At 62.8% G+C, this 18,465-nt stretch carries 13 protein-coding genes; 6 read left to right on the top strand and 7 right to left on the bottom strand.

Features of this window, described 5'->3' with window-relative positions; genetic code table 11:
* Window positions 1-206 precede the first annotated feature (206 nt).
* Together LMTR3_RS30360 and LMTR3_RS30355 are read right to left on the bottom strand one after the other, a co-directional pair.
* Entirely contained in the window at window positions 207-2,240 is a 2,034-nt protein-coding gene (locus LMTR3_RS30360) for a pyrroloquinoline quinone-dependent dehydrogenase (protein WP_065748605.1), read from the bottom strand.
* Window positions 2,241-2,294: 54 nt separating this feature from the next.
* Window positions 2,295-3,743: a caspase family protein gene (locus tag LMTR3_RS30355; protein ID WP_065748604.1), complete on the bottom strand. Its 1,449-nt coding sequence runs from the start codon at window positions 3,741-3,743 to the stop codon at window positions 2,295-2,297.
* A gap of 232 nt (window positions 3,744-3,975) precedes the next feature.
* Between LMTR3_RS30355 and LMTR3_RS30350 the strand changes: the two genes are divergently transcribed.
* Entirely contained in the window at window positions 3,976-4,371 is a 396-nt protein-coding gene (locus LMTR3_RS30350) for a hypothetical protein (RefSeq protein ID WP_245320048.1), read from the top strand.
* A gap of 2 nt (window positions 4,372-4,373) precedes the next feature.
* On the opposite strand, the gene LMTR3_RS30345 is transcribed toward LMTR3_RS30350, so the two are convergent.
* Complete coding sequence (locus LMTR3_RS30345; RefSeq protein WP_084029900.1) at window positions 4,374-6,158, bottom strand: ShlB/FhaC/HecB family hemolysin secretion/activation protein; 1,785 nt, start codon at window positions 6,156-6,158, stop codon at window positions 4,374-4,376.
* Between the two features lie 127 nt (window positions 6,159-6,285).
* Here LMTR3_RS30345 and LMTR3_RS30340 point away from each other — a divergent pair, with 127 nt between their 5' ends.
* The 4 genes from LMTR3_RS30340 (at window position 6,286) to LMTR3_RS30325 (ending at window position 12,509) form a co-directional block, all read left to right on the top strand.
* Complete coding sequence (locus tag LMTR3_RS30340) at window positions 6,286-7,407, top strand: FecR domain-containing protein (protein ID WP_065748602.1); 1,122 nt, start codon at window positions 6,286-6,288, stop codon at window positions 7,405-7,407.
* 65 nt (window positions 7,408-7,472) lie between these two features.
* Entirely contained in the window at window positions 7,473-10,199 is a 2,727-nt protein-coding gene (locus LMTR3_RS30335) for an EAL domain-containing protein (protein WP_065748601.1), read from the top strand.
* A 174-nt stretch (window positions 10,200-10,373) separates the two neighbouring features.
* Window positions 10,374-11,564 carry a GNAT family N-acetyltransferase gene (locus tag LMTR3_RS30330; protein ID WP_065748600.1) on the top strand — a complete coding sequence of 397 codons (1,191 nt, stop codon included), beginning with the start codon at window positions 10,374-10,376 and terminating at the stop codon, window positions 11,562-11,564.
* Complete coding sequence (locus tag LMTR3_RS30325) at window positions 11,565-12,509, top strand: cupin-like domain-containing protein (RefSeq protein ID WP_065748599.1); 945 nt, start codon at window positions 11,565-11,567, stop codon at window positions 12,507-12,509. It begins immediately after the preceding gene.
* A gap of 11 nt (window positions 12,510-12,520) precedes the next feature.
* Here LMTR3_RS30325 and LMTR3_RS30320 read toward each other — a convergent pair whose 3' ends face one another.
* The 4 genes from LMTR3_RS30320 to LMTR3_RS30305 all read right to left on the bottom strand — a co-directional run bounded on the left by LMTR3_RS30320 (window position 12,521) and on the right by LMTR3_RS30305 (window position 16,444).
* The gene (locus tag LMTR3_RS30320) at window positions 12,521-13,159 is read right to left on the bottom strand and encodes an NIPSNAP family protein (protein WP_065748598.1); all 639 of its coding nucleotides are present in this window, start codon (window positions 13,157-13,159) and stop codon (window positions 12,521-12,523) included.
* Between the two features lie 189 nt (window positions 13,160-13,348).
* Window positions 13,349-14,014: a DsbA family oxidoreductase gene (locus tag LMTR3_RS30315; protein WP_065748597.1), complete on the bottom strand. Its 666-nt coding sequence runs from the start codon at window positions 14,012-14,014 to the stop codon at window positions 13,349-13,351.
* A gap of 382 nt (window positions 14,015-14,396) precedes the next feature.
* A complete protein-coding gene (locus tag LMTR3_RS30310) occupies window positions 14,397-15,218 on the bottom strand; it encodes a helix-turn-helix domain-containing protein (protein WP_065748596.1) in 822 nt (273 codons plus the stop codon).
* A gap of 713 nt (window positions 15,219-15,931) precedes the next feature.
* Window positions 15,932-16,444, bottom strand: a complete 513-nt coding sequence (locus LMTR3_RS30305; RefSeq protein WP_065748595.1) for a hypothetical protein — start codon at window positions 16,442-16,444, stop codon at window positions 15,932-15,934.
* 408 nt (window positions 16,445-16,852) lie between these two features.
* On the opposite strand from LMTR3_RS30305, the gene LMTR3_RS30300 reads away from it, so the two are divergent.
* Window positions 16,853-18,397 carry an acyl-CoA dehydrogenase family protein gene (locus LMTR3_RS30300; protein WP_065748594.1) on the top strand — a complete coding sequence of 515 codons (1,545 nt, stop codon included), beginning with the start codon at window positions 16,853-16,855 and terminating at the stop codon, window positions 18,395-18,397.
* The last annotated feature ends 68 nt before the right edge of the window (window positions 18,398-18,465 follow it).

The raw sequence follows: 18,465 nt of genomic DNA, 5'->3' as shown, positions 1-18,465 counted from the left end.
GTCGCTGCGCCAAGGCGGACAGCCGTCTTGACGTCGGCCCGCGGAGATGTCGGCCTCCCTCGGAGATCAACGCAATGACCTAGCAACGACGACCATTGACCAAGCCCCATACAAGTATTCCAGAGACAGCAGTGATTGAACCAATAAGCCGCGGCGTACTGGATCGTCCGGTCAAGCCGGACGATGACAGTAGAGGCTGCACCCACTCACGCCCTCCCTACCCTTCCCCGCCGCCAGCGCCACAACGCAATCGCCATCAGCATCACCACCAACCCGACCGCAATCGCCCCACTCATAAATCGTCCGCCGGGCCGATCGATGGTGCGCGACCACAGCGAGAGCGCCTCGCCCGGCCGCGCCAGGCGGAACGCCACCATGCTGTCGCCGATCGTGGTGCCGGACTCGGAATGACCGCCGGCGCCGATCGCGACATACTGCTCGCCCTTCCAGATATACGTCATTGGATTGGCGACGCCCGGCACCGGCAGCCGGCCCTGCCACAGCTCCCGGCCCGATCGGGCGTCGAAGGCGCGCAAATAAGCATCCATCGCGCCGGTGAAGACGAGGCCGCCGGCGGTGATCGCGACGCCGCTGACGAGCGGCGTGCCGAAGGGAAAAGCGATGCCGAGCGGCGCACGATCTTCCGTGGTACCGACTCTCGATCGCCAGAGAATCGTGCCGGCCCTCAGATCGACCGCAACCATCTCGCCCCAGGGCGGCTTGTTGCACAACAGCCCCAGCGGCGACAGTGCAACCGCACGGGTCATCGCAAACGGCGTGCCCTGTTGCCGTCCGAAGTCGTGACCGGGCGGCGGGCTAAAGCCATCGGCCACAGCGGCACGCGGAAGCAATTTGATAATGTGAATCGCCCGCGTCGTATTGGCGTAAAGGATCTGGTTGACCGGATCGAACGCGGCGCCGCCCCAGTTCACGCCGCCGCCGGTCATTGGAAACACCACGGTGCCTTGCGTAGACGGCGGCGTGTAGAGGCCTTCGTTGCGGGCAGAGGCGACCTGTGCGCGGCAGGCTCCGCTGTCCCAGAACGGAATCAGGCCGAACACGTCGTCGGCCGAGATTTGTTGCGGCAGCAGCGCAGGCACGTGGGTCGGAAACGGCTGCGTCGGCGAGAGCTGCTCGCCTTCGGCCCCGCCCTGCGGCACGGCGCGTTCCTCCACCGGCCATATTGGCTTGCCGGTGTCGCGGTCGAGCACGAACACGAAGCCTTGTTTGGTGGGCTGGATCACGACATCGCGCTGGCCCTCGCCGGTGTCGATGCGCGCCAATGTCGGCTGGGCCGGCAGGTCGTAGTCCCAGACATCGTGATGCACGGTCTGAAACGACCAGACCCGTTCGCCGGTCTCGGCGCGCAGCGCCACGACCGAATTGGCGTAATCATTGTTGCCGGGCCGCTTGCCGCCCCAGAAATCCGGGCTCGGCGAGGACGTGGGCAAGAATACCAGGCCGCGCTCTTCGTCCACCGACATCGGAGCCCAGACATTGGCGTGGCCGGCAATCACGCCATCATGCACCAGCGGATCGAAGCTCCAGCGCGGTTGCCCGGTTCGCGCATCGAAAGCGCGCACCGTGCCCGGCGGCGCTTCGACGCGGCGATTATCTGCAATTGCGGAGCCGACGATGACAGTGTCGCTGATAATGACGGGCGCCGACGTGATCTGGAATTCACCGGGCCACTCCAATGGACCGAGTGCGAACTTGATCTCGCCATTGTTGCCGAAATCGGCGCAGGGGACGCCGGTCCTCGCGTCGAGCGCGATCAGGCGCACGTCGTTGGTGCCCATGAAGATCCGTGCGCGGCAGGCGGCAGTCTCAGCGGCGCGCTCGTCGAGCCAATAGGCGACGCCACGGCAAGTGTAGCGGTTGGCCGGGCGTTGCGCGGTCGAGATGTCAGGATCGTACCGCCACTTCAGCACGCCGCTGCCGGGATCGAGCGCGATGACCTCGTTGAAGGGGGAGCAGAAGATCAGGCTGTCCTCGACAAGCAGCGGGGTGGCCTGAAACTTGGTCCGCTTCATCGCCTCGACCGGCCGGCGGTCGAGATCGCCGGTGCGAAACTCCCAGGCGCGAATGAGACTGCCGACATTGTCGGGCGTGATCTGCTTGAGCGGCGAAAACCGCGATCCGCCGCGATCACCGCCCCAATGCTCCCAAGCCAAAGCCGGAAGCGAGATACTGATGAAAATGGCAACGAAGGAAGTGAACAGACGAACCGGATTTCGCATCCTACCCCGCAAGCGCAATGCAACGCTTGCGGGAACGATTACCCTATTGGCACCTCAGTATCTACCCCGGCCGCCATGGTCTCCATAGTTGCCGCCGCGGCCGCCGCCAAACCCGCCGAGACCAATACCGATGCCGATACTGACCGGCGGCGGCGGTGGCGGCTGCTCGTAGACCACGCGCGGCGGCGGACGGCGAACGATCACGACGTCGTCGTCCGGCTCACGCACGCGCCGCGGCGGCTTGCGATCGGCCCGCTTCGGTGGATCCGGCTCGACGCGCTTCACCGGCACATTGACCTTGATCTTCGGCTGCTGCGGCGGCTGGACGTTGCAGGGACACATCGGCGCGGCGAGCGCGACGTTTTGCGGCACGGCTGCGTTGGCGGCCGAAACGGCCGGCGTGAAGTCGGGACGGTTGCGCAGCCGCTCCTCCAGCTTGCGCGCGGTCGCGGCCAGATCGCTGTCGGGGAATCGCGTTAGGAACGAGCGATACCCGGACGCGGTATTGATCAGCACGGCGTTATTCCACGCCACCATGCGCCGGTGACGGACCAGCCAGTCCCGCGCCAGCCGCCCGAGCGACGTTTGCGGGTAGAGGCCGGCAAAGGCCTCATATGCTTCATCGGTGCCGTCGGCCACGATCAACTCGTTTGCCGCCTCGACCGGCTTGCCTTTCAGATCGCGCGTCCACTCGGCAACCGTCTTCTTCGGAGCTGCGGCAGGCTTGGGTCCTGCGACCGAGGCGCCGGAAAAGCGAAAATCCTCGGTCAGCGAAGAGCTGTCCCACGGCGTCTGCCGACCCTCGGTGACCTTGTTCACCGCAAGCCGCACCCGCTTGAAGGTTTCCTCGATCGGAATCCCCTGCTCCTTGCCGGCCGCAAGCAGCGCGGTCGTATACGGGCTGTTGGAGCCGGAGCCGTCTTCCGCGACCGCGCCGGGCGAAGTCGAGAACGACAGGAACGTGCCGGGCGAGCCGACCTTGGCATCGACCAGCGCAAGGCCGCTGCCGGCCGTCTTGAGATCGGGGAACGGATTGTTGCGGCAGGCATCGAGCATCAGGATGCGCATCCTGCTCGGCACCGATGTCAGCGTATTCAGGATGTCGTTGAGGCGCACCGCCTGGATCGGAATGTCGGCTTCCCGCTTCGGATCGATGTCGACCGGGACCAGAAAATTCTCGCCGTCGATCTGCAGCCCATGGCCGGCGTAAAACACCAGGGCGACCGTATCGGCGCCTTTCGCGGCCACCTTGCCGGCGAATTCGCTGACCACCTCCCGCATCTGATTCTGCGAAAGATCGGCGGCGGTCGAAACCTCGAAGCCGGAATCGGTCAGCAATTGCGTGACCGCCTTGGCGTCATTGGCCGGATTGGGCAGCGCAGGCACCGAGCGATAGGCGGATTGGCCGATCACCAGTGCGAGGCGACTTTCGGCGGAGGCCGAATGGGCTCCCAGCAGAACCGCCGCGGGGATCATCAGCTTGAGCAGCGCGTGACGGAACATGATGTCACCTCCCGGCAATGCAGGCTTCGGATTGGTCACGGCCTCGAAGCCAAAGGTTCAAGCCGGCCGCGCGATGTGAGGCGCGACGGCGGCCCGATTCAACGGCGATCTTGTCGCAGGCCCAGAATCCCGTGCAGTGATCCAAATCACAGTCGCGAGATCGTTATGTGCACGGCAATCCCCTGTCCGAAATGGCGCCGCCGGGGTAAAACAACCTCCGATGCGGCGGATCGTGGTTCACATAGCGCTGGTAGCGGGCGCAGCGCTGACGCTTGGGGGTTGCGGTTTTGCCGACGTCCGCGCGCCGGTGCCCGACTTCATGCGCGGCAAGGCGCCCGACCCGCCCGCGCTCGGGACGCCGCCCGACGTCAAGCTGCTGCTGCGGCAAAAACTGGATTCGGTGTTCGTGGCGGCCTCGCAACCGACCGAGGTCCGCGTCTCCGAGCCGCGCCCCAACCTCCGCGGCCCGGGCTGGACCGCCTGCGTCAAGGCCGAAGTGGTTTCGGTGACCGGCAAGCCGCTGGGCACGCAGACCTATCGGATCGAAATTTCCGACGGCGCGATCGCCGATCGCCAAAAGGTCGAGGCCGAGGATACCTGCGCGACCGAGAGCTACGAGCCGGTCTAGCCCTACAAACACCGCGTCGTCGCCCGCACCGGACAGAGCTTCAGCGCGCTGGTCAGCGAGAACAGCACGCGCGCGCCGCGGGTGGGGTTGTCGGGCGCGCGATAGCTGAGCGGCGCCGCGGCGACGATGTCGGCTTGCAGGCCTTCCGTGAGGAAAAAGCGAACGCCGCCGCCGGCCGAGGTCAGCGAAAGGCCGTCGCTGAGCCGATAGCCGTCATTCCAGGCCACGCCGCTGTCGACGAAGCCGTAAAGCTGGTAGCCGCTCAGATATTGCAGGTTCGTCTTCTGGTCGAAGCGCAGTTCGACCGTGCCCGCGAGGCCGTTGTCCCCGCTGATCTCGGCGCTGCCGTAGCCGCGGCCGAACGCAATGCCGCCGAGGTAGAATTGCTGCGAGGTGAAGAGCGGGCGGGACGCCGCCTGGCCGGCGGCGGCGAGTTTCACCGACCATGCATCCGTCAGCGTCTGATAGCGCGTGAACCAGAAATTCAGCGCGGAGAAAGTGCCGGACGCGCCGACGCGCGACAGATAATCGTCGTCGCGGTGCGAGGCGTCGAGAATGTCGAGGCCCTGGCGATAATTCACCGTCAGATAATTGGTGCCGCCGAAATTGTCCTGCAGGCGGTAGTCCGACGTGAGGCTCGCTGTGCGGATGCGATCGGCATAGATCAGGCCGAACACGTCGTTTTCGGTGGCGTTGGTGAATCCCGCAGCCGCGGTCAGCGTCAGGCTGGATTTCTGCGATTGCAACGGAGCAATGCTGCCGCGAATTTCGAACGAATGGGTCTTGATGTTGTCGCTGTAGAGACGGCGGTAATCGCCGGGCCAGACTTCGCTGTAGTAACCCGACGCGCCGATGCGGGCGCCATCGGTGCCGACGGGCACTTCGTAGGACAGGCGGCCGAATGCGAGCTGTCTCGGATCGCCGGGCGTGGTCGAAAGGTTGAACACGAGCGAATCGCCGGGCGCGAGATAGGAGTTGAACGCGGCTGTCCCGTAGCTTTGCCAGGGTCCGACCGACGACGATCCGAGATTGTCGATGCCGAACGAGGTGAAGACGTGCCAGGTTTTCACGGAGACGATCAGGCGGAAATGCCCGGTTGTCGTGCCGATCTCCTCGATCGCGGTATCAACGATCTGCACGCCTGGGCGGCCATTGATCAGCAGCAATTGCCGTTCCAGCGTTGCAAGCTTCGAGGGCCGTTCGGCCAACACGGCATCGAGCATCGGCCGGACGCCGAATTCGTCGGCGCCGTCCCCCTTCAGCGTCAGCTGAGTGATGCTGCCTTCGACGACCTGAATGCGAAGCTCGCCGCTCTGGATATCCTGCGGCGGGATGATCGCCCGGCTGAGGTGAAAGCCGGCGGCGCGATAGACCTCGCTGACCGCACTGGCCATCGCCGCCAGATCCGCCTGCGACACTTTTTTCCCGATGTAGGGTTGATACGCCGTCACCAGCCGGCCCTGCGGTATCGCGGCGGCGCCGCTGATCGAGACGTGTCGAAGCACGAACAGCGGCTTGGTATCTCCCTGCCCCTCCGTCCCGGCGAATGGCGGCGACGGCAACCGGGGCCGCCCGTTCGCGCCCTGGCTCGATTGCTGGTCCTCGAAACGTTTTTCGGTCTGCCGCGGATCGTAACCGGGCTGATGCGCTTGCTGCGCTTGCGCCGGCAAACAGATGAGCGAAGTCCACAGCCCGAGGCCAATCACCACACGGGACAAAGCTGAACAGGCCCACTTCCGTAATTGTACGGACAAGAAACCGAAATCGTGAGCGGAACCGCCAGCCATCTGATTTTTAATAGAAAATTATGGTCAACGAACGGTTAATGGGTCCCTCGCAGTCGGCGGCTTTCGCTCACCCAATCTTGAAACATTTCCCATAGCTTGCGGGATAAAGCGGCAATCGGAGAGTTTCATGCGTGCGATCCCTCACGTCTCGAGAACACTCGCGGCGATGCTCTTCCTGGCGACGGCTTCGATCGCTAACGCCGCCGATGGCGGCGAGTGGACGGTCAGCAGATACTCCGGCGAGGTCTGGCTCGCCGGCAGCGGCGTGCAGCAGGCATCGATCAAGCAGGAAGACGTGTTGAAGCCGGGCGATACGGTTCGCACCGGCCGCACCGGTCGCGTCCTGTTGAAGCGCGGCGAGGAAATGATCATGGTTGCACCGAATTCCGTGGTCAGCGTCCCCGCCCGGAAGAAGGAAGGGCTGTCGACGACGATCGTGCAGCAGGCGGGTTCGATCCTGCTCGACGTCGAAAAGCGCAACGTCAAGCATTTCGAGGTCGAAACGCCCTACCTCGCCGCCGTGGTGAAGGGCACGCAATTCCGCGTCACCGTGAACGCCGGCAAGACCACCGTCGACGTGATCCGCGGTCAGGTCGAAGTCGCCGATTTCAAGTCGGGTCAGATCGCGCAAGTGATGGCCGGGCAGCACGCGACCGCGTTCGCGAACGGCAAGACCGGGCTATCGCTGGGCGGAGCCGGCGTCCTCGCCCCGATCGAGCACGGCAAGCCGCGCGCACCTTCGATCGAGCGCGTGCCGGTGCCGCGCAACGGTCTCTCCGCGCCGCGCCATGCAGCCAACGGACAAAACAAGCATGCAAGCGCCCATCCCGCCAAACATGGCGTCACTCGCATCTCCTCGTCGATCGGCGAAGTTCGGGTGAACTTCCATCGCGTTACCAACGGTCTCGCCCATGGCGGTTCGGCTTCGGTCGGCGCGGCGCGGGGCGCCTCCGAACCCAATACGGTCTGGAGTTCATCAACTCCCGGCACGGACACGGCCGCCGCCAACAGTGGTCAGGGAGATAATGGCAACGGAGCCGCCGCCAGCGCCGCCGGTCGAGCAAATGCAAGCGCGGTAGCGGCTGTCGCCGGAGGCAACAGCAATAGCGGCAATGGCAACAGCGGCAATGGTAACGGCAACGGCAATGGCAATGGCAACGGCAATGGCGGCAGCAGCCAAAATGCCGCCAACGGCAACGGAGCCAACGGCAGTGGCCGTGGCAACAGTGGACACGGAAGAGGCCGCTAACCGCACAATCAACTGCAAGAGAGCTGAACGACCAGTCAAACCCGAAACACCAGAATGGTGACCAAGTGAAACGATATCGGCCGCACATTTTCGTGACGATTGCGTTGGCAATCGTCCTGGCGGGCGGCTGGCACAGTTCGCTTCGCAACGCCCTGGCCGACCTGCGATTCGCCTGGCAGTCGCGACAAGTCAGCGGCGACATCGTGGTGATCGCGATCGACGCATCGTCGATCGACAGGATCGGCGTCTGGCCGTGGCCACGCCTGCTCCACGCCGAACTGATCCGGCAGCTTCAGAAGGCGGACGTCCAGGACATCGCACTCGATGTCGACTTCTCGACACCTTCGGATGCGTCCTCGGACCGAAACTTTGCCGAAGCCCTCGAGGGTGCCGGCGGATCGGTGGTGCTGCCCGCCTTCCAGCAGCCTCGCACCGACAGGACAACGCTTCACATCAATCGCCCGCTGCAGCAATTCGCCGAACATTCGTGGTCGGCGATCGTCAATGTCGAGGTCGGGCCCGATGGCCTCGTCCGGCGTTATCCGTTCGGTGAGAGGCTAGACGGAAAGTTCGTGCCGTCGATGGCTGCCGTGCTCGCCGGCCAGTACGCCGAAAAGCGCACGCCCTTTTTGATCGACTTCAGCATCCGAACGGCCGGAATCACCAAAGTGTCCTTTGCCGACGTTCTGAGCGGTGACCCGGCGACACTGCAAAAACTCAGGGGCAAGAAGGTCGTCATCGGCGGCACGGCGCTCGAACTTGGTGACCGCTTTAGCGTGCCGAACGGTGTGATCCTGTCCGGTCCGGTGCTGCAGACGCTGGCTGCGGAATCGCTGCTGCAGAACCGCGCGCTGCAATGGACCTCAGGCGTCGTCACGGCGGCCGGCCTGGCGTTGCTCGCCTTGCTGATGCTGTTCTCGTGGCGCCGCCTCTCCGCCGGCAAGCGGGTCGCGCTGCTCGGCGCGACGGCATTCACGCTCGAGGCAGGCGCGTTTGCCCTGCAGGCGGCGTTCCCGCTCATTCTGGATACGTCGCTGTTTCACATCGCCATCATCGTCTACGTCGCGGCCATCGCCCTCGATGAAATCGACATCCGGGATCTGCTCGGCCGGGTCGCCGAGAGCCGCTTTCAGCGCGTGGCGATGTCGCTCGGCGACGGCTTGATCTGTACCGACTCCAACTACCTGATCACGGTGTGGAATCCGGGCGCGACCGCGATCTTCGGCTATCTGCCCGAAGAGATGATCGGTCGGCCGTTCGACGAGATTTGCGCGCGTGACGGGGCCCTGGCCACATCCGCCTTTTCCATCAAGAACGCGGCACATCTGGCTGCCGGATCGGTGGTCGAGTTCGACGGACGCCGCCGCAATGGCGAGGTGTTTCCGGTCGAGGCCTCCTTCTCCGGCTGGCAAGGCACCGACGGGCTCCAATTTGGCGCGATCCTGCGCGACATCTCGGTACGCAAGCGCGAAGCCGAGAGAGTCAGATATCTTGCGGAACACGACACGCTGACGGGGCTCATCAACCGCAACACGCTTCACGCCCAACTCGAGGCCAAAATTTCCGCGGCCGAGACGGACGGCCGCAAGGTGGCACTGCTGGTGATCGGCATCGACGGCTTCCAGCAGATCAACGACATGCTCGGCCACACCTGTGGTGATCTCGTGCTTCGCGCTATCTCGCAGCGACTGACGGCGGCTATTCCGCCGGCGGGTCGGGTCGCCCGCTTGAGCGGAGACGAATTCGCCATCGCCGTTCCGACCAGCGATATCGGAGAAAACCTCAGCCGCTTCGCCGAACAGATCGGAGACGGCTTCGACGCGCCGCTGCTGGCCGGAAACCGCCACCTCCGCGTCAAGGTCAGCATTGGAGCCGCCGTTTGCCCGGGCGATGGGCGAACGGCGGACGAACTCCTCAGCAACGCCCATCTGGCGTTGAGCCGCGCCAAGGCGACGAACCGCGGCGGCCACGTGCTGTTCGAAGACTCGATCCGCCGCGAACTGGAGACGCGCCTGACGCTGGAAGCAGAGCTCGCGCTGGCCGCGGAGCGCAATCAGTTCGAATTGTTCTACCAACCACAATTTCATCTGGCCGACGGCCGATTGATCGGCGCCGAAGCCCTGATCCGCTGGCGTCATCCCGTGCGGGGCCTGGTTTCGCCGGGCGAGTTCATGCCGGTCGTCAATACCTCTCCGATTTCCGAGCGGATCGCCGAATGGGTTCTCCGAACCGCCTGCACCCAGGGAGCCGCCTGGGAACGCGCGGGACACCAGCTCCGCATCGGCGTCAACCTTTCGCCGTCTCAGTTGGAATCCGGTGACCTCGCGGTCTCGGTCGCGCAGGTGCTCGCCAGCACCGGTTTGAGTCCAACCAGCCTCGAGCTCGAGGTCACCGAAGACATCCTGCTCCACGATGAGCAGGGCGCGCTGAATACGTTCCTCGAGATTCAGGAGCTTGGCGTTCGCCTCGTCTTCGACGATTTCGGCACCGGCTTTGCCAGCTTGAGCTATCTGAAGAAATTCCCGCTCGACGGGCTGAAGATCGACCGCTCTTTCGTATTGGGCTTGCTGACCAATCCCGACGACGCGGCGATCGTTAGCTCGACCATAGGACTGAGCAAGCAACTCGGCCTGTCCGTCATCGCCGAAGGCGTCGAGGACCGCGCCACGGCCGACTTCCTGGTCAGGATGGGCTGCGAAGAGGGACAGGGTTACTTCTTCGGCAAGCCGATACCAGCTCGGGATTTTGAAGCCAAATTCCTGACCGCTCCCGTAGCCGCCGAGGTGGCGTGACGGCCGAGCGGTTCGATGAAGCTGAACGATCGGTTAACGCGACACCTCAAATCCGAGCATCGCAGCAACGCTATTTTCCAACTCTTTTCGCTAGGGTCACCCCGTGAACGCGATGGCCAAGGAATGCCGCAAGGCGTCGTCGCCACATGAATCGCGAATGGGGATACGGGGAAAGTGGCCGACATTGCCGACATATCGACGGTGCGCCGGGCATCGAGCAAGGACGCGGGTGCGCCAGCCATCGGCGAGGCGCTGACGCCGCTTACCGGCATCTCCGCGCCCCAATGGCGCGCGCTCACCGAAGGCGCCGCCGAGCCGAACGGCTATTACTTGCCCGAATGGGAATTGGCGGTGAATGCTTCGGCGCGAGGGCGCCAGAACGCCGCCGCGCTCGACGCGTGGCACGATGCATCCACCTTGATCGGCCTTGTGCCCGTGATCTCGATGTGGCGCGCCTACAAGATCCCGCTGCCCGCTCTGGTCAGCGCCGATCCCTACGGCACGCTTTGCACGCCACTGCTCGACGCTGATATGGCGGAGGAAGCCGTCACGAGCATCCTGCGCCGGGCCCGGCGGGCCGGCGCGCATGCGCTGATTTTCCGCGCCACCTCGCTCGAGGGCGCAGCCATGAAGGCCTTCACCAATGTGCTGCATCGCGGCGGCATGCAGCCGCTGGTGCTGCAGTCGCATGTCCGCGCCTGCCTCGATGCCACGGCCGACGCCGATACCGTGCTGCGCGAGGCGCTTGGCGCAAAGAAACTGAAAGAACTGCGCCGCCAGCGCAATCGCCTCGCCGAACACGGCGCCGTCCATTTCGACGTGGCGCGGACGCCCGGCGAGATCGCTGCCGCCGTCGAAACGTTCCTGGTACTGGAAGCCAGCGGCTGGAAGGGCCAGCGTGGCACGGCCCTCGGCCAGCACGAGGGCGATGCGGCGTTCGTCCGCCGCGCCACTTCGGCGCTGGCAGAGACCGGCCAATGCGAGATCGTGACCTTGCGCGCCGGCGAAACACCGGTGGCGGCAGCGATCGTGCTGCGCCATCAGGATCGCGCCTTCTACTTCAAGCTCGGCGTCGACGAGCGCTTTGCGAAGTTTTCGCCGGGCGTGCAACTGACGCTGGAGCTGACGCAGCATCTTTGCGCCGATCCAGCCATTGCCATGGTGGATTCCACCGCAAATCCCGACCATCCCATGATCAACCCGATCTGGCGCGGACGCCTTGCGATCGGCGACGTGTTGATTCCGCTGCGGCGGAACGATCCGGTGGTGGCGTTGATTCGCGCCGCGCTCCCCTTGCGGTCGGCAATCCGCGAGCCGGCGCGGCGTCTCGTCCATTTCGTCAGAAAGAGTCGGGAGAAATCCTAAATGAATACGCTCACCGCCCTAGCGCCCGTCATTACGGCCGACCGTGACGCGCTCCGCCGCGACTTTCCGCTAAAACCGTTCGCGATCCGCCACAAGCTCGCCGGCCATCCGCTGCTGACGCTGCCACGCATCGCGCAACTGGCTTCCGAGCTGCCGCGCGACCTGATCGAATATAATTCCGGCAAGGTCGCGATCAGCCAGGATCCGGACGCGATTCCCTCCGTCGACCTCGACCCCGTCGAAGTCGTGAAGAGCATTGAGACCGCCGGCGCCTGGATGGTGCTCAAGCGCATCGAGAATTCGCCGGAATATCGGGCGCTGCTAGAGGATACGCTGCTGTCCGTCGCCCGCGCCCGCGGCTTCAACAGCTTGGCTGATGCCGGCTTCGAGCAGGTCGAAGGTTTCCTGTTCGTGTCCTCGCCGAATTCGACCACGCCCTTTCATCTCGACAGCGAAGACAATTTCTTCGTGCACATCCACGGCGAAAAATTCTTCACGATCTTCGACAATGCCGACCGTTCGATCGTCTCCGACGACGAGATCGAGCGCTCGATGACCAAGCATCGCAACCTGAAATATGACGAGAGCATTGCGCCGTTGGGCAAGGAATTCCACCTGTTCGCGGGCGACGGCTGCTATGTGCCGTATCAATGGCCGCACTGGGTGCGCACCGCAGGCTCGTTCTCGATCTCGATGGCGATCACCTGGAAGACGCGCGAGGTGCGGCGGATGAACGATCTGCACTTCTTCAATTCGATGCTGCGCGGCATCGGTCTGCCGCAGCAGCCGCCGGGCAAACAGCCGGTGCTCGATGCGCTCAAGCTGGCGTTCTATCGCACCGTGACGACCGCGATAAAGCCGCTGCGCGCCTCGATGGCGATGCGTCGCGTGCTGCGGCGGATCGCGCTGGGGAAACGCGCGAACTATTATTTGAAGGGGGCGTAGTCGCGCTCGTCTCACTGCAGCGGCGAATGCGGCGCCGGCAGCATGATGGTCGAGTGCATCTCGTCGAGAAATCCGGGACCCTTCCCGAGAAATTCCTGCCAGGCCGGATCCTTCATCGCGTTCCCGCGCGCTTCGGCGCGGGCGTTCAGGCTGGGATAGGCCCAGATGTGGCAGGCTTCGTTCGGCTGGCCCGCTTCGGTGGTCCAGAGGCCGACGATCTTTGAATATTTTTCGCGCTCTGGCAGAACGGCGGTAAACGCATCGAGCCATTGCTTGAGGCCGCCGGCCGGCTTGGCGCGGTAGTTGCGCAGTTCATAGACATTGCCCGTCGATGCCGGGGCCACCGGAGGTCTCACCGCGTTCATCAGGCGGACGTGCTGACGGACCAACAACGGGCGGATCAGCGGAACGTACTCGCCGGTCCAGCGCGGGTTTTTCGCAAGCTCGGCGCGCAGACGTGCGCGCTCATCGAAACTGTTGTAGCTCCACATGTGCAGGACCTGATTAAGCGGGCCGATCTCGGTCGACCAGTAGCCTTCGAGCTTGCCGTAATCGTCCTTGCGGATGTCGCGCGATATCGTACTCGCGGCCTTGATCATATCGCCGAGCGTGCCGGGTCTTAAGGTGTAGGTGCGCAGTTCGTAGATCATGATTGCCTCCCCAAATTTATTCTAGTTTCATCGCCGCGTTGTCCGGATGCTACGCAGCGCCATCAGCGCGCTTACGCGCGTCTTCAACGCGCTATGGCGGTGCGCTGCTGCTCCGGGTCTCCCCTGCAGCCTGGGTCCCGGCTCTGCGGCGCAGCGCTGCGCGCCGCACCGCGTCCGGGACACGCAAGGTCACTCCGCGGCCTGCGCGTTGATTTCGCCAGAAACTTGCCGGATCGCGCGAGCGAGTTGCTCGGCCGGCTGGGCGCCGGACACTGCATATTTCTGCGCGAAGACGAAGGTGGGGACGCCCGAGATGCCTTTGTCGGACGCTTCCTGCGCCTGGCCGGATATCAGCGCGACGTCCTCATCGGTGGCAAGACGCTTGCGCACATCGTCGGCGTCGAGACCGACATCGGCTGCGGCCTGCACCAGCACGTTGACATCGGTGAGATCGCCGCCATCGCGGAAATACAATTCCATCAGGCGCTGCTTCATTTCGGCCGATTTGCCCTGGGCCTCAGCCCAGTGGATCAGCCGGTGGCAATCGATGGTGTTGGGCTGTCGCTTCACGAGTTCAGGCCGGTACGTCAGCCCCTCCTCGCCAGCAGCCGCCACGACGCGGCCGGCGATGCCCTTGTAGGCTTCGACCGAACCGAATTTTGCGGTGAGATATTCGTCGCGGCTGATGCCCTCGCGCGGCACCCAGGAATTGAGGAAAAACGGCCGCCAGCGCACTTCGACGGGAACATCCGGCACCAGCGCCAAGGCGTTCTCGATCCGGCGTTTACCGATGTAGCACCAGGGGCAGACCACGTCGGAGACGATGTCGATCTTGAGGGGTTTTGGGGTGCTCATCGGAACGTCCTCGCTGATTGATGCCCCGGAAGGTAATCCGATCGGACAAGGAGACAAGGGCGATCCCCGCATGTCTCGTATCACTTCACCTCCGCAGTTATTGTGGCGAACGGCTGGCTCCGTTCATCGATCTTGAAGCGCAGAGCCCCGCAATGGCCGCCATTTTCAGGCCGGAAGGCCCCTGTTTCGCGCCACCGAACATGCAGGCGGGCCGTGGTCACCCGATATGCTGCAGGGCAGCGCGACCACGGCGATGCTGGCGGTGCAAGGCGGCGACTCCCCGGCCAACCGCACAATGTAGGATGGGTAGAGCGAAGCGAAACCCATCAGCGTCGTAGCCCCGGGAATGATGGGTATCGCTGCGCTCCACCCATCCTACGCATCAGGACAACCGTGCCGCCATCTGCCGCATCCGATCGGCGGTCAGATCGTCGGCGGGGAAAAAAGTTTCCAGCGCCAGCTCCTGCAACGTGATGTCGACCGGCGTGCCGAACACCATGGTCGTCGAGATGAAACTCAGCACGTCGCCATTGTGCCGCAGTTTGAACGGGATCGCGACATTGTCGGCCGAGATCGGCCCCGAACGCGCCGGCATCCGATAGGCTTTCAGCTCCTGATACAGCTTCAGCAGTTCGGGATCGGCCGTTGCCTCGCACTGCCGGTGCAGCCGTTCCAGAAGATGCGCGCTCCATTCGGCAAGATTGACCGTGCGCGGCGCGAGCCCCTCGGGATGAAAGGCGAGCCGCAGAATGTTGAAGGGGTGCCCGAGCAGATGCGGCGGCAAACCTTCGAGCAATGGCGCCACCATGCGGTTGGCCGTCACCAGATTCCAGTGCCGGTCATAGGCCAGCGCCGGATTGGGCTCGTGTGCCTTCAGCACCAGATCGATCGCCTGCCGGGCTGACTTCAGCGCCGGATCATCCAGCGAGCGTTGCGGAAAGGCCGGGGCAAAACCCGCCGCGACCAGGAGCACGTTGCGTTCACGCAAGGGGACCTCCAATCGCTCGGCGAGCCTGAGCACCATTTCCCGGGATGGCGCGGCGCGGCCGGTTTCGACAAAACTGAGGTGACGCGCGGATATCTCGGCATCGCTCGCCAGATCGAGCTGACTCAGATGCCGCCGTTGGCGCCATTCGCGCAGGTGATCGCCGATATGAGGGACCTTCGTTGGTTCGGCTCGCGCCGTGGCAGCATGTGCGTTCATGGTAGAAAACCTACCATGCGAATTTCATCCATTCCATTACGTCCGAGGTAATGGATTTTGGTACCTAAGCACTTGAATTAACGTGAATTTCTTTTTCAGTCTCCCGACGGATACCAACACAAATACCAACATCCTGAACTCAAGCACCGGCGATGAAAAATATTGGCGAGCCTTGCCCAGGTTTTATCCACTCCTGAGTTCGAAAGTGATCCAGCACGTGTGCGAGAAGTTCGTCTGGCGAGCCTGCCAAGCTGTCACCGACCCGCCGGCCCCTCGCACCCGATTGCAGGTGGACGTGCGGGGCCGAAGCTGTTTGCCCAGATGAGTGCTGAGGCCGCGTGAAGGCGGTGCTGAGCAAGTCTCCGCCGATCAGGTTTTCCGAAGCGTACCCTTCGCTTCGGACTCTCCGCGAGGTGGAAGATGACTTCTTGCAAGAAGTCAGATCATTCCGGGCTTGGGCGGGAACCCACGTTTCTCGCCGCGCTTCCGTACAGGTCAGGAGTGGGTCCCCGCGCATGGGCTTCTGGGCAGCTGGTCCACGTAGGCGGACGGCACCGCGGCACACCAATTTCGAAGACGGTTCGATCTGCGCCTCTCACCGGCCGAAAGAGTACGGTTTAAAGAGTATGGTTTGATGGCGGCAATCAATGCGAACCTGATCGGATTTGTCGAGGGCGTCCGCTATGGCACCAGAAGCGCTTGAAGTGGACCCGCTAAAGCATTCCGTTCTTCTGAGGGTTGGTGCGGCGGCGGTTTGGCGCTTTGTTCAGTAGACCGGCAAGCCGCAGACCTTCCAGAATGCCTTCCAGCCGCTGCACACGGATCATCGAAGCAACCATTGAGACGGCGTCCTGCTGTTGGATCGTGAAGTGCACATCCGGAAATTGCTCAGACATCGCCTCTAAGAATGTCTGCGGGTTGGTAACGTGATCTCGGACCGCATGCGCCGCTTCCTCCGCTAGGTAGGTCGCCAAATCGCCGTCGATGAACCCGACGAAATTGAAGTCATAGCGGGTACGCTCCTGGATCGATTGCCGAATCAGCTCGCTTTGGTGTTTTGCCTCAACGAAGAGCATAAAAACCGCATCGGGCAGGTTGTCGCGCGGCACATTCTTCAAATCAGCGATCCGGGCGTAAATGTCCTTCCCTGCGCACTCGTTCCGCTCGAATCGAGCTTCAATCTCTTGGGTCTCGTGCTTCCGCAGCATTTTCTTCTTTCCGAACATCGCACATCCTCCTAGACTAGGCCGCGAAGCGCCTCCAAAAGCGAAGGTGCTTGCGTTTCGGTGAACGCCTCTCAAGCGAGCATCATCTCACTCTGCTGGCCATGGGGCGCATGACGGCCCTCTCCCTAGGCTCTCTTTGGGACGAATCACCACTCAATGACTCTGCGTGATTCTTGAGGAGAATGGAGCTCATTGACTACAACGAGAGTTCTCCTCTGAGAGGTCATATAGACAAGATGCATCTTGATGTGAGCCCGCGCAGCGCTCGCGATAAATCCCGATGAGGGGCAACCTGCTTCGCTGGCATCCACGTATACCAATGTGTACTCGAGATAGCCACCGGGATGATTGTCACGAGCGCGGGCGCAATCATTATGCCCTTATATTGTCCAGACAATTCGAGGGGCTATGAACAGTCAAGTCTACTCCCTGTTTGGGGAGGCGCAGGAACGCACACCTGAAGATGGTGCACCTACGCTATATTCCAGTTTGATAGATGACCTGGGTCAGTTGAATTTCGCAGACGCGGATGACCGTCGAGCATTCCCTCCGACCCTACACAGCACATTAGCAAGGCATGGACTGTTCGGGATCACTACACCAGCAGAGCACGGCGGATTAGCGCTTACCTTGCAAGAGGCCATCGACCTCATCTCCGCCACTGCATCCTTCGATGTCTCGGCTGCCTCTACCCTCGTCATCCATAACTTCCTGGCCTTGCCCTGCATCGAAGCGGCACCGCACATCCCTGAACAAAGGCATGTCATGTGGGGTGCAACACGCGGCGACCTTTGCGCTTTCGCTTTGACGGAGCCTGGAGCTGGCTCTGCCCCGCGGCATATACAGGCTTCGGCTTTCATGCACGAAGATAGAGTTCGCATCTCCGGCCGCAAAATTTGGATCGGCCTCGCTGACTGGGCCCGTTGGATCGTTTGCTTTGCGCGAGCCTCCGGTCCCGATGCCAAAGGTCGGTTCGTTTGTGTACTAGTTGATAGGCAAGCTCCGGGCCTAAAGGTCACGCACGAGCATCGCACACTCGGTTTACGTGGCATTATTCAAAATACTCTAGAGTTCCAGGATGTAGAGGTGCCGAGTGCCTACGTGCTCTCTCGCGATCAAGACGGCTGGGGAGCAGCAGCATCTAGTATGAACCGCGGGCGTATTGGTGTGGCTGCTATGGGTCTTGGAGCCCTTGAGCGTGCTATCCAGGTCGCAGCCTCATATGCAAGCCATCGCCGATTAGGTAAGCTGCGCATGATTGAGAACAGCTATATCGAGCAGTTATTTGAACAGATGGTACTCCGGCGGGAAGTAGTGAAGGCAATGCTGGGCGCATCCTGCCGACTTGTCTCAGCGCAGGGCGCGCCGAACGTCCACCTTGCGTCGGCAACGAAGGTTTTGTCGTCAGAGTGGTGCGGCCTCGTCGCTGATCAATGCGTCCAACTGTTAGGTGGCCGTGGTTACGATGAGAGAACGCCTGTAGCTAAAATCTATCGAGACGCTCGCATTCTTCGCATCTTCGAGGGTCCGACTGAGACGCTCCTATCGCACCTCGGCCGCTGCCTTCTCTCTAGAGCCACACGTGACGAAATAGCCGATCTTTTTCTGTCTCTTGGTGCGGCGCCAGTCCATGCTGCTGCAATTGAGGAACTCTCTGGCCTCAATGAGACAGACGGTGCCGTGCTAATCTATGCAGGTTGGCTCACCACACTAGGGCTAGCGCAAGCTGTCATGTCTGCTGGTTGCTTCTCCGCCTCAGATTGTGCCGCAGCCGCGGCTGACCTAGTCAGTTCCGAATTAGCAACTCGCCGTAGTCGCGCGCCGGCACGGCCATCTTTCGAACGCCGCATTCACGCTAGTCGGATTCTGAATACCTTCCTTCAAGACGCAGCTTCTTCCATCCGGTCACCTGTCCTCACAGACGATTACCTCGAATTGGTTCAGTATGTCTGACAGCTAGCTGTTCTTATTCATGGGAGGGATGATGCCACACCCGCCTGCCGGACGGTACAAGCGCGACC

This window comes from Bradyrhizobium sp. LMTR 3 (genome assembly GCF_001693485.1).
In the GTDB taxonomy this organism is placed as follows: domain Bacteria; phylum Pseudomonadota; class Alphaproteobacteria; order Rhizobiales; family Xanthobacteraceae; genus Bradyrhizobium.
This window is presented reverse-complemented; position numbering and strand designations above follow the sequence as displayed.